We start from the raw sequence: 15050 nt of genomic DNA, 5'->3' as shown, positions 1-15050 counted from the left end.
CGCTATTGGGTGGGAAATTCCTGAATCGTCATTTGTAGCGTGATTTGCTTAGCATCGCGCTCAATGGTGACCGGAATGACAGTTCCAGGGCGTATTTCTGAAACTTGTTCCATGGTTTCAATAATCGAACGTGCAGGCTTATTGTTCACGCTCACGATGACGTCTTCGATACGGATCCCCGCTTTATCTGCTGGCCCGCCTGGGTCGATAGTCTGCACGAGAATACCGGTTAATCGCCCTTGTGCATTACGGCTGTTGGTCGACGTACTGTTCTCAAAGTTTTCGAGCTGCACACCGTTGACGCCAATATAGCCACGCACTACGCGACCATCGCGGATGAGCTTGCCCATCACCTTGGTCGCCAGCGTGACGGGAATCGCGAAGCTAATGCCTTCCGGCGTTTCGCCGTTGCTGCTTTTATCAAAAGAGAGGGTATTAATACCGACCAGTTCACCGAGCGTGTTGACCAGCGCGCCGCCGGAGTTGCCGTGGTTAATGGACGCATCGGTTTGCAGCAAGTTTTGACGTCCAACCTGGCTTCGTTGCTGACCATAAGCGCTGAGGCTGACGCGGCCAGTGGCGCTGATGACACCCTGCGTGACAGTTTGCCCCAGATTATAAGGGTTGCCGATCGCCATCACGACATCACCAACGTGCGGGAGACGGTCGGCATTTATCGGAATAACGGGCAGATTGACACCATCAATTTGCAACACAGCCAGGTCGGTCAGGGAATCGGAACCGATCACGCGGGCTTCGTACAGTCTGCCGTCTGACAGTTCTATCTGGATCTGCTGCACGTTATTAATCACGTGCTTGTTGGTTAAAATATACCCTTTTTCATTCATGATAACGCCAGACCCCAGAGGGTGAATAGCGACTTCACTGGGTTTTTCTTGATTGGCAACCCGGTTGTAAATGTTAACCACAGCAGGCGCCGCACGGCTCACTCCCTGATGATAGCTGACAGGCGAACCATCAGTCAGTCTGTCACTACTTTTCAGAAACGACGAACCAGACCCGATAAAGGGGAGTACGGCCAGAATAATACCGGCGACGAGGGCACCAAATAGTGCTGAACGTAATAACTTAGCAAGCATGGCCGTGATTTACTGTGGAAAAAGGAGGTAGGGGGAGGATATCACGAGAAGTTCGGACACCGCATGACTCGGTATCCGATTTTTTATGGCGTGCCATCCTTGGCCGCCACCCTTACGGGCCGTTGCTGGTACAACGTTAAAAATTTCTCCCGGAAATTTTTTAACATCAGCGAGGTTAAACTGCCGAAAAAGACGACAGGTGATTAACGTAACAGCAGATAAATCGTTTCTTCGCCCCGAACGATATTCAAGGCCAGAACGGAAGGCTTCGCTTCCAGCAGCTTGCGCAACTGCGTGATGTTTTCAATACGCTCACGGTTTACGCCGATAATGATATCGCCTTTTTGCAGGCCAACCTGCGCCGCAGGTGTGTCTTTAGCGACGTTATCAATCTGCACGCCCTTGCTGCCGTCTTTCAATTGACCATTGGTCAGGGAAGCACCCTGCAATGACGGTGAAAGCGTTTCGGCGCTGGTTGATGCCGATGAGCTGTTATCCAACACGACGGACACTTCCTGCGGTTTGCCATCACGCAGCAGGCCGATTTTCACGGTCTTGCCTGGCGCAGTGGTGCCGACTTTCGCCCGCAATTCCGCAAAGCTGCTGATCGGTTTACCATCCAGCGTCGTCAACACGTCGCCTGCCTTGATACCGGCTTTCGCGGCGGCAGATTTCGGTAAGACTTCGCTGACGAAGGCACCACGTTGTGCATCGACGTTGAAGGCTTTCGCCATCTCAGACGTCATTTCGCTGCCTTTAATACCCAGCAGCCCGCGTTTGACCTCGCCAAATTCAACCAACTGCTGTGCCAGATTCTGAGCCATGTTGCTGGGGATAGCGAAACCGATACCGATGTTCCCGCCGCCCGGCGCCAAAATCGCCGTGTTAATACCGATCAGCTCACCATTGAGGTTAACCAACGCACCGCCGGAGTTACCACGGTTGATAGACGCATCGGTCTGGATGAAGTTTTCCAACCCTTCCAGATTCAGCCCGCTACGCCCCAGTGCAGAGATGATGCCGGAGGTCGCTGTTTGACCAAGGCCAAATGGGTTACCCACGGCAACGGCGAAATCACCGACGCGAAGTTGATCGGAGTCAGCCATTTTCACCGCGACCAGATTCTTGGCGTCATTCAGCTGTAGCAGGGCGATATCGGTTTGCTCGTCGCGACCAATCAGTTTCGCTTCATACTCGCGCCCATCATTAAGCTGGACGCGAATTTTGTCGGCGTTATTGATGACGTGATTATTAGTGAGCACGTAACCTTTTGCGGCATCAATAATGACGCCAGAGCCCAGCCCTTCAAACGGACGAGAGCTTTGCTTGTCCGTTGGGAAGTTCGGGCCAAAGAAGAACTTGAACTCTTCCGGTACGCGCTGACGCTGCACCTGTGTACCTTCAACATGCACGCTGACAACGGCTGGCAAAACTTTTTCCAGCATCGGGGCCAGGCTTGGCGTCTGTTGCCCTTGTACCACGGCAGGCAGCGCAGCATGCGCTGCGGGAAGCGTGGACAGGGTCAAACCTATACTCATTGCCAGTGCACTAAATAATAATGATGTTTTTTTCATTGTTATTAACTCTCTCACGGCCTGCGGATGAATAAAACGATGATATATAAACTTAAAGACACGGTGAAGAGTCAGACTGGCGATCAATGTGTAAAGTTCACTGCTGTTTCGTCAGCAGATTGTAACTATCGCTTTTATACAACGTGTTACCGAACGGTGGTGTTATCGAACGATGGCAGCCTACGGTGCGCGTCTTAAACGGACAAGCGCTTTAAGCGTAGAGCATAGGAAGGGAAAACGTGAGGCCAGAAAGCCTCACGCTGGAAGAGGCAGAATTATTTGCGAATCGGGCGTTCGCCCCGCAGCAGGCCTGATGCACCGTCGGAATAATCACGCGGTGGCATGTTCACCGGAGCCTGATCGTTATCCGCTTCGGATTCGGTCAGACGATATTTAAACGGATTATCCTGGCCCGGAACGTTAGGTAACAGGTTATTGGAGCTTTTCGCCATGTGCTGATAAAGCTGACGATAATCATCCGCCATGTTATCCAATAGCTCCGCACTGCGAGCGAAGTGACCAACCAGTTCCTGACGATAGTCTTCCAGTTCGGTTTTGCTTTTCTCCAGCTCATTCTGCAAGACCTGCTGTTGCCGCAGCTTACGGTTACCAAAGCGCATGGCTACAGCACCAATAATAATACCGACTACTAAACCTATCAGCGCATACTCCCAAGTCATAATAGCTCCTATTTTGACGTCGTTGTCCCGTAGGGTTTTTCACTTAATAATAGTCACTATAACCGTTAACCTTGCCTGAGTGGAATCCTGATACTCGATGACTGAAGGGAATGTTGAGCCACCGCAGACATCAAGGTTGTTAACTGCGACGATTACGGCTTAAATCGACGGCAACACACAGCAAAACACGACTAACTTTTTTCTCAGGGATTGCGATGGCTACTCCACAGACAACACGGCAGCAAACAACACCCTTGGCACGTTATCAGCAGGCGCTTTCCGCCGGTGAATATCAACCGGATGACGTGCAACGGCAGACGGTTATGCGCCTGGACGCGATACATCAGGCGTTATGCGCTCGTGCTGCTGCTGACAATTCGGGGGCATCCGGCCGCGTGGGGAAATGGCGTAGCTGGCTGGGGCTGAATGAGAAACGCGAATCTGCGCCAGTTCAAGGGCTGTACATGTGGGGCGGCGTCGGGCGCGGTAAAACCTGGCTGATGGATATGTTTTTTCACAGCCTGCCTGCTGAGCGCAAGATGCGCCTGCATTTTCATCGTTTTATGCTGCGTGTGCATGAAGAACTGAACCAGTTTCAGGGGCAGGAAAATCCGCTGGAAAAAGTGGCCGACGGTTTTAAAGCTGAAACCGACGTGCTGTGTTTCGATGAATTCTTCGTCTCTGATATTACCGATGCGATGCTGCTGGCCGAACTGCTGCGTGCGCTGTTTGCCCGCGGCATTGCGCTGGTGGCGACATCAAATATTCCGCCGGACGATCTCTACCGCAATGGATTACAACGTGCACGTTTTCTTCCAGCGATTGAGCTGATTAAACAGCACTGTGAAGTGCGTAATGTTGATGCGGGTATCGATTATCGTCTGCGCACGCTGACGCAGGCACACCTTTACCTTTCTCCGCTGGATGAAAAGACGGATGCCGCGATGCAGCAGATGTTTACTCGCCTGACAGGCAAACAGTGGCAGACGCCGGGGCCGGTGCTGGAAGTCAATCATCGCCCGTTGGCGACACTCGGTGTGAGTGAGGGCGTGCTGGCGGTTGATTTCCACACGCTGTGTACTGAAGCGCGTAGCCAGAATGATTACATCGCGCTTTCGCGTCTCTACCACACGATGCTGTTGCACAATGTGACAGTGATGGAAACGAAGGAAGAAAACACCGCTCGTCGTTTTCTGGCGCTGGTAGATGAGTGCTACGAGCGTCGTATCAAATTGATTATTTCTGCGCAGGCATCCATGTTTGAGATTTATCAGGGAGAACACCTGAAATTTGAATATCAGCGCTGTCTGTCCCGTTTGCAGGAAATGCAAAGCGAAGAGTACTTACGACAGCCCCATTTGGCGTAATGCAGGCTGCGGTTTTTTAGTCATTTGCGTGTGAAAAAAGGTCGATCTTTGGGAATGACTTCTCTATAATCTTGCGACCCCACGTTACAACAAAGTTTTTTTCCCAAAAACTTTATAGTGCCGGCAATGGCTATTCGAAGGGGTAGGTTTGCTGGACTTGATGGTCGTGTGAGCCTCAACTGTTTTTGAGCGTTTGGGTGTTCACCAACGTGTAACTAATTATTGGGTAAGCTTTTAATGAAAACTTTTACAGCTAAACCAGAAACCGTAAAACGCGACTGGTACGTTGTTGATGCGAACGGTAAAACTTTAGGCCGTCTCGCTACTGAACTGGCTCGTCGTCTGCGCGGCAAGCATAAAGCGGAATACACCCCGCACGTTGATACAGGTGATTACATCATCGTTCTGAACGCTGACAAAGTTGCTGTAACTGGCAACAAGCGTAACGACAAGATTTATTATCACCACACCGGCCACATCGGTGGTATCAAACAAGCGACCTTTGAAGAGATGATTGCCCGCCGTCCTGAGCGTGTGATTGAAATCGCGGTTAAAGGCATGCTGCCGAAGGGCCCGTTGGGTCGTGCTATGTTCCGTAAACTGAAAGTTTACGCGGGCACCGAGCACAATCACGCGGCACAGCAACCGCAAGTTCTGGACATTTAATCGGGATTATAGGCAATGGCTGAAAATCAATACTACGGCACTGGTCGCCGCAAAAGCTCCGCCGCTCGCGTGTTCATCAAACCGGGCAACGGTAACATCGTTATCAACCAGCGTAGTCTGGAACAGTACTTCGGTCGCGAAACTGCCCGCATGGTAGTTCGTCAGCCGCTGGAACTGGTCGACATGGTTGAGAAACTGGATCTGTACATCACCGTTAAAGGTGGTGGTATCTCTGGTCAGGCTGGTGCGATCCGTCACGGTATCACCCGCGCTCTGATGGAGTATGATGAGTCTCTGCGTAGCGAACTGCGTAAAGCTGGCTTCGTTACTCGTGATGCTCGTCAGGTTGAACGTAAGAAAGTCGGCCTGCGTAAAGCACGTCGTCGTCCTCAGTTCTCCAAGCGTTAATTTCTTGCTGCTTTGCAGCGAAATCAATGCAAAAAACCCGGTGCTGGTCACCGGGTTTTTTATGTCTGAAAATAAATTTCCTCGAAATATACGCTTTACTTTCCGTATGTTAGCGATGAAGTTACGCTTATATCCCCACAAAACGAACAAAATCTGATAAGCTATTCGCCGATTTTATGCCTGTGTGCCACCTATCGCGTCGCTGTTTAAAACGCCAGATATGGTCGGGCGATGTTTACACACATTGGCGAGCAGAATTTCGAATAGCGGTTTGCAGGTTATTGACTGCGCGGTTATTCGCCATATTTTCTCGATAAACTTGGAGGTTTTCATGGCTGTCGCTGCCAACAAACGTTCGGTAATGACGCTGTTTTCTGGTCCATCCGACATTTTTAGCCATCAGGTGCGCATCGTATTGGCGGAAAAAGGTGTGAGTGTCGAGATTGAGCAGGTAGACATGGATAATCTGCCTCAGGATCTTATTGACCTCAATCCTTACGGTTCCGTGCCGACGCTGGTCGATCGCGAACTGACGCTCTATGAATCACGCATTATCATGGAGTACCTGGATGAACGTTTTCCTCATCCGCCATTAATGCCTGTTTATCCAGTGGCGCGCGGTAACAGCCGCCTGATGATGCATCGCATTGAGAGCGACTGGTATTCTTTACTGAAGAAAATTACCCATGGCAGCGCGCAGGAAGCAGACGTGGCACGTAAGCAACTGCGTGAAGAGCTGCTGGCCATTGCCCCGGTGTTCAATGAAGCGCCTTATTTCATGAGCGAAGAGTTCAGTCTGGTGGATTGCTATCTGGCTCCGCTGCTGTGGCGTTTGCCGCAGTTAGGCATTGAACTGAGTGGTTCGGGCGCGAAAGAGCTGAAAGGCTACATGACTCGCGTCTTTGAGCGTGATGCGTTCCTGGCTTCCCTGACGGAAGTGGAACGTGAAATGCGTTTGCAAACCCGAGGTTAAACTGTATGGCGTTGTCTCAACTGTCTCCGCGTCGTCCGTATTTATTACGGGCTTTTTATGATTGGTTGCTGGATAACCAATTAACGCCCCATCTGGTGGTAGATGTCACTCTGCCGGGTGTTATGGTGCCGATGGAGTTCGCCCGTGACGGCCAGATCGTGCTGAATATCGCACCGCGCGCTGTTGGCGGCCTTGAGTTAGCTGATGACAGCGTTCGTTTCAATGCCCGTTTTGGCGGCGTACCGCGCCAGGTCTACGTGCCGATGGCGGCCGTCATGGCGATTTATGCGCGTGAGAACGGGGCTGGAACGATGTTTGAGCCTGAACCTGCTTATGAAGAATCCGCAGGTGAATTTGAAGACTTCCAGGAAGGTGCTCCCTCTTCAGGGACGGTGATGTCGATTGTCGAGAGTCCGCCTGATTCTGAAGCCCCTGACGATGGCCCCGGTTCTGATGATGAACCGCCACAGCCGCCTAAAGGTGGTAGACCGTCGCTGCGGGTGGTTAAATAATTCATTTTCAAGGGCACCACTGCGGTGCCCTTTTCTATTCCTGTTGTTAGATAACCACTTGTTAGCTAAATAGTGGTTAACTGAACACCATTCCGCCATCAATCAATAGTGATTGCCCTGTCATATAGTCGGAGTCGTGGCTGGCCAGATAGGAGACGCAGGCCGCGACATCTTCTGGTTCGGAAAGGCGACCCAGCGTAATGCGTTTGGCGAATTCTTCTGTCGCATAGCCACGCGGTTTCCCTGCGGATTCGGAGATCTTCCGATCGATCTCATCCCACATTGGCGTTTTTACGATACCTGGACAGTAGCCGTTGACGGTGATGCCCAGCGGCGCTAAATCACGTGCCGCTGTTTGTGTCAGGCCGCGCACCGCAAATTTACTTGAGCTGTAGACGGCGAGTTCAGGGTTACCCACATGCCCGGCCTGCGAGCAGGCGTTGATGATTTTTCCGCCGTGCCCCAGAGATTTAAAGGCATCGAGCGCTGCCTGAATACCCCAGATAACGCCTTTGACGTTGATGTTATACACGCGATCGATGACTTCCGGCGTGATGTCTTCAATCAGGGTTGAGGGGGCAACACCGGCGTTATTGACGATGACGTTAAAGTCACCAAAGCGTTTTTTAGCTGCGGCAACGGCTGCGAAAACGGCATCACGATCCGCGACGTCTGCCTGTAGTGCGATGGCCTGTCCGCCAGCTTTTTCGATTTCCTGCGCCACACTGCGCGCCGTTTCCTGATTGTAGTCCACGATGGCGACGGCAAAACCGTCGGCCGCCAGTCTGAGAGCAATAGCGCGGCCAATACCTTGACCGGCTCCTGTTACAAGGGCCACTTCGACTGTCATAGTTCCTTCCTCCTTAATGAAATCCAATCTCAATAAAGACAAGTAAATGCCGGAGGTAAGTGTAGGCCTTTAACGTGATATTGCAGGATTTATTACGAAAAGTTCTTTAGAGAGAAGTGGAAAGATAAAGGTTTTATTGGACTTTCTGGTGTGATATTCCGCAGGGATAAGTGGCTGATTGTCATTGGCTGTTACGGAGCGGCTCACTTCAACTTCTGACCACGACGTTGAGGGAACTATCGATGAAAGTTGAGCGCTGTCCGACTTCCTGAGAGTAAGAGCAAAGGCGTATATAACCTATGCTATAACCGAAACCAGCGGCGATATTCCTTGTTTATGGGATATTGCGATTCCAGAACGCAGAACATTAGGAGAGGGAGTTATGCATCAAGGTCGTTGTTTATGCGGCGGGGTGACGATTTCCACGACGCATTCTGTCAGTGAAGTGGGTGTCTGCCATTGTGGTATGTGTCAGACGTGGGGCGGCGGGCCGCTCATGGCGGTGGAGTGCAAAGATCCGGCGATTAAAATAGAAGGCGAGGAAAACATTACGGTATGGCAGTCATCGGAATGGGCCGAGCGCGCGTTTTGCCGCGTGTGCGGCACACATCTGTTTTACCGTCTGCGCGGTACGGATGCTTATGAAATTCCAGCAGGTTTTTTTGCCGATGAAGCCAACAAGAAGATGGTCACGCAGATTTATATCGATAACAAACCGAGCTACTACTCGTTTGCGGAAAAGACGCCGATGCTGACAGAGCAGGAGGTGATTGCGCTGTATTCCGGTAAAGACGAATCTGGTAAAGACTAAAAAAGAAAAGGGCAGCCTACGCTGCCCTTAAGAGAAGTGGGTCGTTCTTACACTTCCAGATAGTTCATGATGCCATCAGCGGCTTTACGGCCTTCTGCGATGGCAGTGACCACCAGATCGGAACCGCGTACTGCATCGCCGCCTGCAAAGATTTTCGGGTTGCTGGTCTGGAAGGCGTTATCGCAGCTTTCCGGTGCGACAATGCGACCCTGATCGTCCAGCTTGACGTCATGTTCTGCCAACCACGCCATTTTGTGCGGACGGAAACCGAACGCCATGATGACCGCATCGGCTTCCAGAACGTGCTCGGAACCCTCTACGATTTCAGGACGACGACGCCCGTTGGCATCCGGTGCACCCAGTGCAGTCCGCGCCATTTTCACACCGCACACTTTGCCAGCGCCGTTGATCTCGACGCTTAACGGTTGCAGGTTGAATTTGAACTCGACGCCTTCTTCACGCGCGTTTTTCACTTCGCGCTTGGAACCCGGCATGTTTTCTTCATCACGACGATAGGCACAGGTAACGTGCGTTGAACCCTGGCGAATCGAGGTACGCACGCAGTCCATCGCGGTGTCACCACCGCCCAGCACCACAACGCGCTTACCTTGCATGCTGACGTAAGGCTCGTCTGCTGCGGCTTCAAAGCCCATCAGTTGCTTGGTATTGGCGATCAGGAACGGTAGCGCATCGTAGACACCCTGAGCATCTTCATTGTCCAATCCGCCACGCATAGACTGATAGGTGCCGACGCCGAGGAAGACGGCATCGTATTCGTCCAGCAGCGCTTTCATCTGCACGTCTTTGCCGACTTCGGTGTTCAGGCGGAATTCGATGCCCATCTCGGTGAAAATCTCGCGACGTTTCACCATCACTTCTTTTTCCAGTTTGAAAGAGGGGATACCGAAGGTTAGCAGGCCACCGATCTCTGGATGACGATCGAAAACGACGGCTTGTACGCCATTGCGTGCCAGCACGTCGGCACAGGCCAGCCCTGCCGGGCCAGCGCCAATGATAGCGACGCGTTTGCCGGTCGGTTTGACGTTGGCAACGCTCGGCTTCCAACCCATCTCGATCGCTTTATCATTGATATAGCGTTCGATGTTGCCGATGGTAACCGCGCCGAACTCATCATTCAGCGTACAGGAACCTTCACACAGACGATCCTGCGGACACACGCGACCGCAGACTTCCGGCAGGCTGTTGGTCTGGTGCGATAACTCAGCCGCTTCGATAATGCGGCCTTCGTTCGCCAGCTTCAGCCAGTTCGGGATGTAGTTATGTACCGGACACTTCCACTCACAGTAAGGGTTACCGCACGCCAGGCAGCGGTCTGCCTGGGCTTTGGACTGGCTTTCTGAGAACGGCTCGTAGATCTCAACAAATTCAATTTTACGAATCTTCAGCGGCTTCTTGGGCGGATCAACGCGCTGTAAGTCGATAAACTGGTAAACATTCTGACTCATGATGACCTCTTACTGCGCCTGAACCCGCAGCTCGGCTGCGGAACGACTACGGTGACCCAACAATGCCTTCACATCACTTGACTTCGGTTTCACCAGAGCAAACTTCGGTGCCCAGATCGGCCAGTTAGCGAGGATCTCTTCTCCGCGGTGTGAACCGGTATTCTGTACATGCTCGGTGATCAGGCCACGCAGATGCTCTTCGTGAATAGCCAGCTCTTCCACATCCAGCACTTCCACCAGTTCCGGGTTAACGCGTTTGCGGAATTCACCGTCTTCATCCAGCACGTAGGCGAACCCGCCGGTCATGCCTGCGCCAAAGTTCACGCCGGTACGACCCAGTACGCAGACGATACCGCCCGTCATGTATTCACAACCGTTATCACCGATGCCTTCTACCACGGTGATACAGCCGGAGTTACGCACGGCGAAACGCTCACCTGCGCGGCCTGCGGCAAACAGCTTACCGCCGGTAGCGCCGTAAAGGCAGGTGTTACCGATGATGCTGGCTTCGTGGCTGCGGAAGGCTGAACCTACCGGAGGACGCACGGAGATGCTGCCGCCTGCCATGCCTTTGCCCACGTAGTCGTTGGCATCGCCAGTTAATTTCAGTTCCACGCCGCCTGCGTTCCAGACGCCAAAGCTCTGCCCTGCGGTACCGGAGAAGTGCGCTTTAATTGGATCGCCCGCCAGCCCTTGATCGCCATGTTTCTCAGCAATTGCGCCAGAGAGCGTCGCGCCGACGGAGCGATCGGTGTTGCGGATATCGAAGTAGAGCGCTTTGCCCTGTTTCGAATCGATGTGCGGCTGTGCCTGTGCCAGCAGCTCTTTGTTCAGCAAGCCCTTATCGAACGACAGATTGCTTTCCGTGCAGTACAGCGCTTTGCCTGGCTGAGGCTGTGCAGCGTGCAGCAGCGGCGACAGATCCAGCTTGTTCTGTTTCGCGCTGAAACCGTCCAGTTCAACCAGCAAATCGGTACGACCAATCAGATCGACCAGACGGCTGACGCCCAGCTCTGCCATCAGCACGCGAGTTTCATGCGCGATGAACTGGAAGTAGTTGGTCACACGCTCAGGCAGGCCGTGGTAGTGATCGCGACGCAGCTTCTCATCCTGCGTTGCAACGCCTGTCGCACAGTTGTTCAGGTGACAGATACGCAGGTATTTACAGCCCAGCGCAACCATCGGTCCAGTGCCGAAGCCGAAGCTTTCCGCACCCAGAATTGCGGCTTTGACGATATCCAGACCGGTTTTCAGGCCACCGTCCACCTGCAGGCGGATTTTGTGGCGTAGACCGTTGGATACCAAGGCCTGCTGTGTTTCTACCAGACCCAGTTCCCACGGGCAGCCCGCGTATTTTACGGAGGACAGCGGGCTGGCGCCGGTACCGCCGTCGTAACCGGCGATGGTGATCAGATCGGCATACGCTTTGGCAACGCCCGTAGCGATAGTTCCGACGCCCGGTTCGGACACCAGTTTTACCGAAATCATCGCTTTCGGGTTAACCTGCTTCAGATCGAAAATCAGCTGAGCCAGGTCTTCGATAGAGTAAATATCGTGGTGCGGCGGTGGTGAAATCAACGTCACGCCCGGCACGGAATAGCGCAGACGGGCAATGTACGGCGTGACTTTATCACCCGGTAACTGACCGCCTTCGCCCGGTTTCGCACCTTGTGCCACTTTAATCTGAATTACATCGGCGTTGACCAGATAGGCTGGCGTCACACCAAAGCGACCAGAAGCAACCTGCTTGATACGGGACACTTTATTGGTGCCATAACGCGCGGGATCTTCACCACCTTCACCGGAGTTGGAGAAACCGCCCAGCCCGTTCATCGCTTCTGCCAGCGATTCGTGGGCTTCTGGGCTGAGTGCGCCGATAGACATGGCTGCGGTATCGAAACGTTTGAACATTTCAGAAGCAGGTTCAACGCTGTCGATCGCGATGGCTGCGCCTTCTTGCGGTTTCAGTGCCAGCAGGTCGCGTAAGGTTGCTGCTGGACGCTCGTTAACCAGTTTGGCGTATTGCTCGTAATCGCTGTATTCCCCGGTTTTCACCGCGGTTTGCAGCGTGGTGACCACGTCTGGGTTGTAGGCATGGTATTCGCCGCCGTGCACAAACTTCAGCAGGCCACCCTGTTCCAGCGTTTTACGCTTCAGCCAGGCGCGTTTGGACAGGTTCAACAGATCCTGTTCGAAGTCGCTGTAGTTTGCACCGCCGATGCGGCTGACGACGCCCAGGAAGCATTGCGTCGACACATCTTTATGCAGGCCCACGGCTTCAAACAGCTTGGAACAGCGATAAGACGCAATCGTCGAGATGCCCATTTTGGACATGATCTTGTACAGGCCTTTGTTGATGCCGTTACGGTAGTTCAGCATCACGGCACGATAAGGTTTGTCGATCGTGTGGTTATCCACCATCCGCGCCAGTGTTTCGTAGGCGAGGTAAGGATAGATAGCCGTCGCACCAAAGCCTAACAGCACGGCAAAGTGGTGCGGGTCGCGTGCACTGGCGGTTTCGACAATGATGTTGGCATCACAGCGCAGGCTCTTTTCCACCAGACGGCGCTGAACGGCACCTACGGCCATCGGCGCAGGGACAGGCAGGCGTGATTCGCTAATGCCGCGGTCGGACAGCACCAGCAGCACAGCACCGTCTCTGACTTTGCTTTCTGCTTCGTCACACAGTTTCTCGATGGTCTGTTGCAGGGTGTGCTGCGACGGATCAAACGTCAGATCCAGCGTGTCGGCACGATAGTGCAGCTCATCCTGCGACGTCAGCTGTGTGAAGTCGGAGTAAAGCAGGATCGGCGATTTAAAGCTCAGGCGGTGAGCCTGACCTTCCGCTTCACAGAACACGTTCATTTCACGACCAATGCTGGTCGCCAGTGACATGACATGTGCTTCACGCAGCGGGTCGATCGGCGGGTTGGTTACCTGCGCGAACTGCTGACGGAAGTAGTCATAAATGATGCGTGGACGGCTGGACAGCACGGCGAACGGCGTGTCATCGCCCATCGACCCCGTGGCTTCCTGACCATTTTCGCCCAGCACGCGGATGACCTGATCCAGCTCTTCGCTGCTGTAACCGTGCTGCTTCTGGAAGGTCTCCAGCAGCTCATCGTCGAATTCACGGTTGCCGACCTGATCGTCTGGCAACTCTTCAAACGGCACCAGACGCTTAACGTTTTTCTCCATCCACTCTTTGTAAGGGTGGCGGCTTTTCAGATCGTCATCGGTTTCAGCAGAGTGCAGGATACGACCGCTGCGGGTGTCGATTACCATCAGTTCGCCCGGACCGACGCGGCCTTTTTCAACCACTTCATCCGGCTGATAATCCCAGATACCGACTTCAGACGCGCAGGTGATCAGCTTGTCTTTGGTGATAACGTAGCGCGCAGGGCGCAGGCCGTTACGATCCAGGTTACAGGCGGCATAGCGCCCGTCGGACATCACGATACCAGCTGGGCCATCCCACGGCTCCATGTGCATGGAGTTAAAGTCGAAGAAGGCGCGCAGCTCAGGATCCATATCCGGGTTGTTCTGCCAGGCTGGCGGAACCAGCAGTCGCATGGCGCGGATGATATCCATCCCGCCGCTCAGGAACAGTTCCAACATGTTATCCAGCGAGCTGGAGTCAGAGCCGGTTTCGTTGACGAACGGCGCGGCATCCTGCAAGTCTGGGATCAGCGGGGTTTTGAATTTGTAAGCGCGCGCGCGTGCCCATTGGCGGTTACCGGCAATGGTGTTGATCTCACCGTTGTGCGCCAGATAGCGGAATGGCTGCGCCAGCGGCCAGCGTGGCACGGTGTTGGTTGAGAAACGCTGGTGGAACAGACAGATCGAGGATTCCAGACGCAGATCGGCCAGATCGAGGTAGAAGCGCGGCAGATCCGCCGGCATACACAGACCTTTATAGATCGTGACCAGATTGGAGAAGCTACAAACGTAGAATTCTTTGTCTTCGATACGCTTTTCGATACGGCGACGCGCCATGAACAGACGGCGTTCCATATCACGTTGACGCCAGCCTGCGGGGGCGTTAACGAAAATTTGCTCGATACGCGGCATGGACGACAGGGCGATTTCACCCAGCACATCCGGGTTGGTCGGCACTTCACGCCAGCCCAGTACGGACAGCGTTTCGTTCTGCAACTCTTCTTCTACAATCCGGCGCGTGGCGCGAGCCAGCTCCTCGTCCTGATTGAGAAACATCATGCCAACGGCGTAGTTTTTGGCTAAGCGCCAGCCGTGCTCTTCCGCCACCAGACGAAAGAAACGGTCTGGCTTCTGAAGTAATAAACCGCAGCCGTCGCCAGTCTTGCCGTCAGCAAGGATTGCGCCACGGTGCTGCATGCGTGCGAGTGCGTGAATCGCGGTACGCACTACTTTATGGCTCGGCTCACCTTCTATATGGGCGATTAATCCGAAACCACAGTTATCTCTCTCTTGGGATGCATCGTACAACATATTAGTGAACCTCCCCAGGCTCTGTGTGACTCTCACAACCTACTGCGAGAAAGCACCGTGGCGTCGAGCGGCTAGTATTACGCTCTCTTCTTCGGCCTCTCGTGACGGTCTCACAAGTGGTAAATGACTTGTTTTTAGAGGGAGTCTTCATTTACTGCATAAATATGACGAGT

12 protein-coding genes are annotated in these 15050 nt (G+C 53.4%); 6 read left to right on the top strand and 6 right to left on the bottom strand.

Annotated features, from left to right (window positions below; translation table 11 throughout):
• Positions 1–2: 2 nt before the first annotated feature.
• The 3 genes from degS to zapG form a co-directional block, all read right to left on the bottom strand.
• Entirely contained in the window at positions 3–1100 is a 1098-nt protein-coding gene (gene degS / locus WCT94_RS03675) for an outer membrane-stress sensor serine endopeptidase DegS (RefSeq protein ID WP_336868025.1), read from the bottom strand.
• Positions 1101–1303: 203 nt separating this feature from the next.
• Positions 1304–2674, bottom strand: coding sequence for a serine endoprotease DegQ (degQ, locus tag WCT94_RS03670; RefSeq protein WP_271875797.1), 1371 nt, complete (start codon positions 2672–2674; stop codon positions 1304–1306).
• 275 nt (positions 2675–2949) lie between these two features.
• Positions 2950–3354 carry a Z-ring associated protein ZapG gene (gene zapG, locus WCT94_RS03665; RefSeq protein ID WP_005975485.1) on the bottom strand — a complete coding sequence of 135 codons (405 nt, stop codon included), beginning with the start codon at positions 3352–3354 and terminating at the stop codon, positions 2950–2952.
• Between the two features lie 215 nt (positions 3355–3569).
• Between zapG and zapE the strand changes: the two genes are divergently transcribed.
• From zapE to sspB, 5 genes are all read left to right on the top strand, one after another.
• The gene (gene zapE / locus WCT94_RS03660) at positions 3570–4721 is read left to right on the top strand and encodes a cell division protein ZapE (RefSeq protein ID WP_336868024.1); all 1152 of its coding nucleotides are present in this window, start codon (positions 3570–3572) and stop codon (positions 4719–4721) included.
• Between the two features lie 237 nt (positions 4722–4958).
• The gene (gene rplM / locus WCT94_RS03655) at positions 4959–5387 is read left to right on the top strand and encodes a 50S ribosomal protein L13 (protein WP_012773011.1); all 429 of its coding nucleotides are present in this window, start codon (positions 4959–4961) and stop codon (positions 5385–5387) included.
• A 15-nt stretch (positions 5388–5402) separates the two neighbouring features.
• Positions 5403–5795 (top strand): 30S ribosomal protein S9, encoded by a 393-nt coding sequence (gene rpsI, locus WCT94_RS03650; protein ID WP_039346610.1) that lies wholly within the window; start codon positions 5403–5405, stop codon positions 5793–5795.
• A 331-nt stretch (positions 5796–6126) separates the two neighbouring features.
• Entirely contained in the window at positions 6127–6768 is a 642-nt protein-coding gene (gene sspA / locus WCT94_RS03645) for a stringent starvation protein SspA (protein WP_336868023.1), read from the top strand.
• 5 nt (positions 6769–6773) lie between these two features.
• Entirely contained in the window at positions 6774–7280 is a 507-nt protein-coding gene (sspB, locus tag WCT94_RS03640; RefSeq protein WP_336868022.1) for a ClpXP protease specificity-enhancing factor, read from the top strand.
• Positions 7281–7356: 76 nt separating this feature from the next.
• Here the strand turns inward: sspB and WCT94_RS03635 are convergent, their stop codons facing one another.
• Entirely contained in the window at positions 7357–8130 is a 774-nt protein-coding gene (locus WCT94_RS03635) for a (S)-acetoin forming diacetyl reductase (RefSeq protein ID WP_336868021.1), read from the bottom strand.
• 382 nt (positions 8131–8512) lie between these two features.
• Between WCT94_RS03635 and WCT94_RS03630 the strand changes: the two genes are divergently transcribed.
• Positions 8513–8941 (top strand): GFA family protein, encoded by a 429-nt coding sequence (locus tag WCT94_RS03630; RefSeq protein WP_039282809.1) that lies wholly within the window; start codon positions 8513–8515, stop codon positions 8939–8941.
• A 47-nt stretch (positions 8942–8988) separates the two neighbouring features.
• Here the strand turns inward: WCT94_RS03630 and WCT94_RS03625 are convergent, their stop codons facing one another.
• Both WCT94_RS03625 and gltB read right to left on the bottom strand, forming a co-directional pair.
• A complete protein-coding gene (locus WCT94_RS03625; protein ID WP_012773016.1) occupies positions 8989–10407 on the bottom strand; it encodes a glutamate synthase small subunit in 1419 nt (472 codons plus the stop codon).
• Positions 10408–10416: 9 nt separating this feature from the next.
• On the bottom strand, positions 10417–14877 hold the full coding sequence (gltB, locus tag WCT94_RS03620) for a glutamate synthase large subunit (RefSeq protein WP_336868020.1): 4461 nt from the start codon (positions 14875–14877) through the stop codon (positions 10417–10419).
• Positions 14878–15050 lie beyond the last annotated feature (173 nt).

Origin of the sequence: Pectobacterium sp. 1950-15 (genome assembly GCF_037136835.1) — a bacterium.
GTDB lineage: Bacteria > Pseudomonadota > Gammaproteobacteria > Enterobacterales > Enterobacteriaceae > Pectobacterium.
The sequence above is the reverse complement of the archived record's forward strand: the minus strand, read 5'-3'. Positions and strand labels throughout refer to the sequence as shown.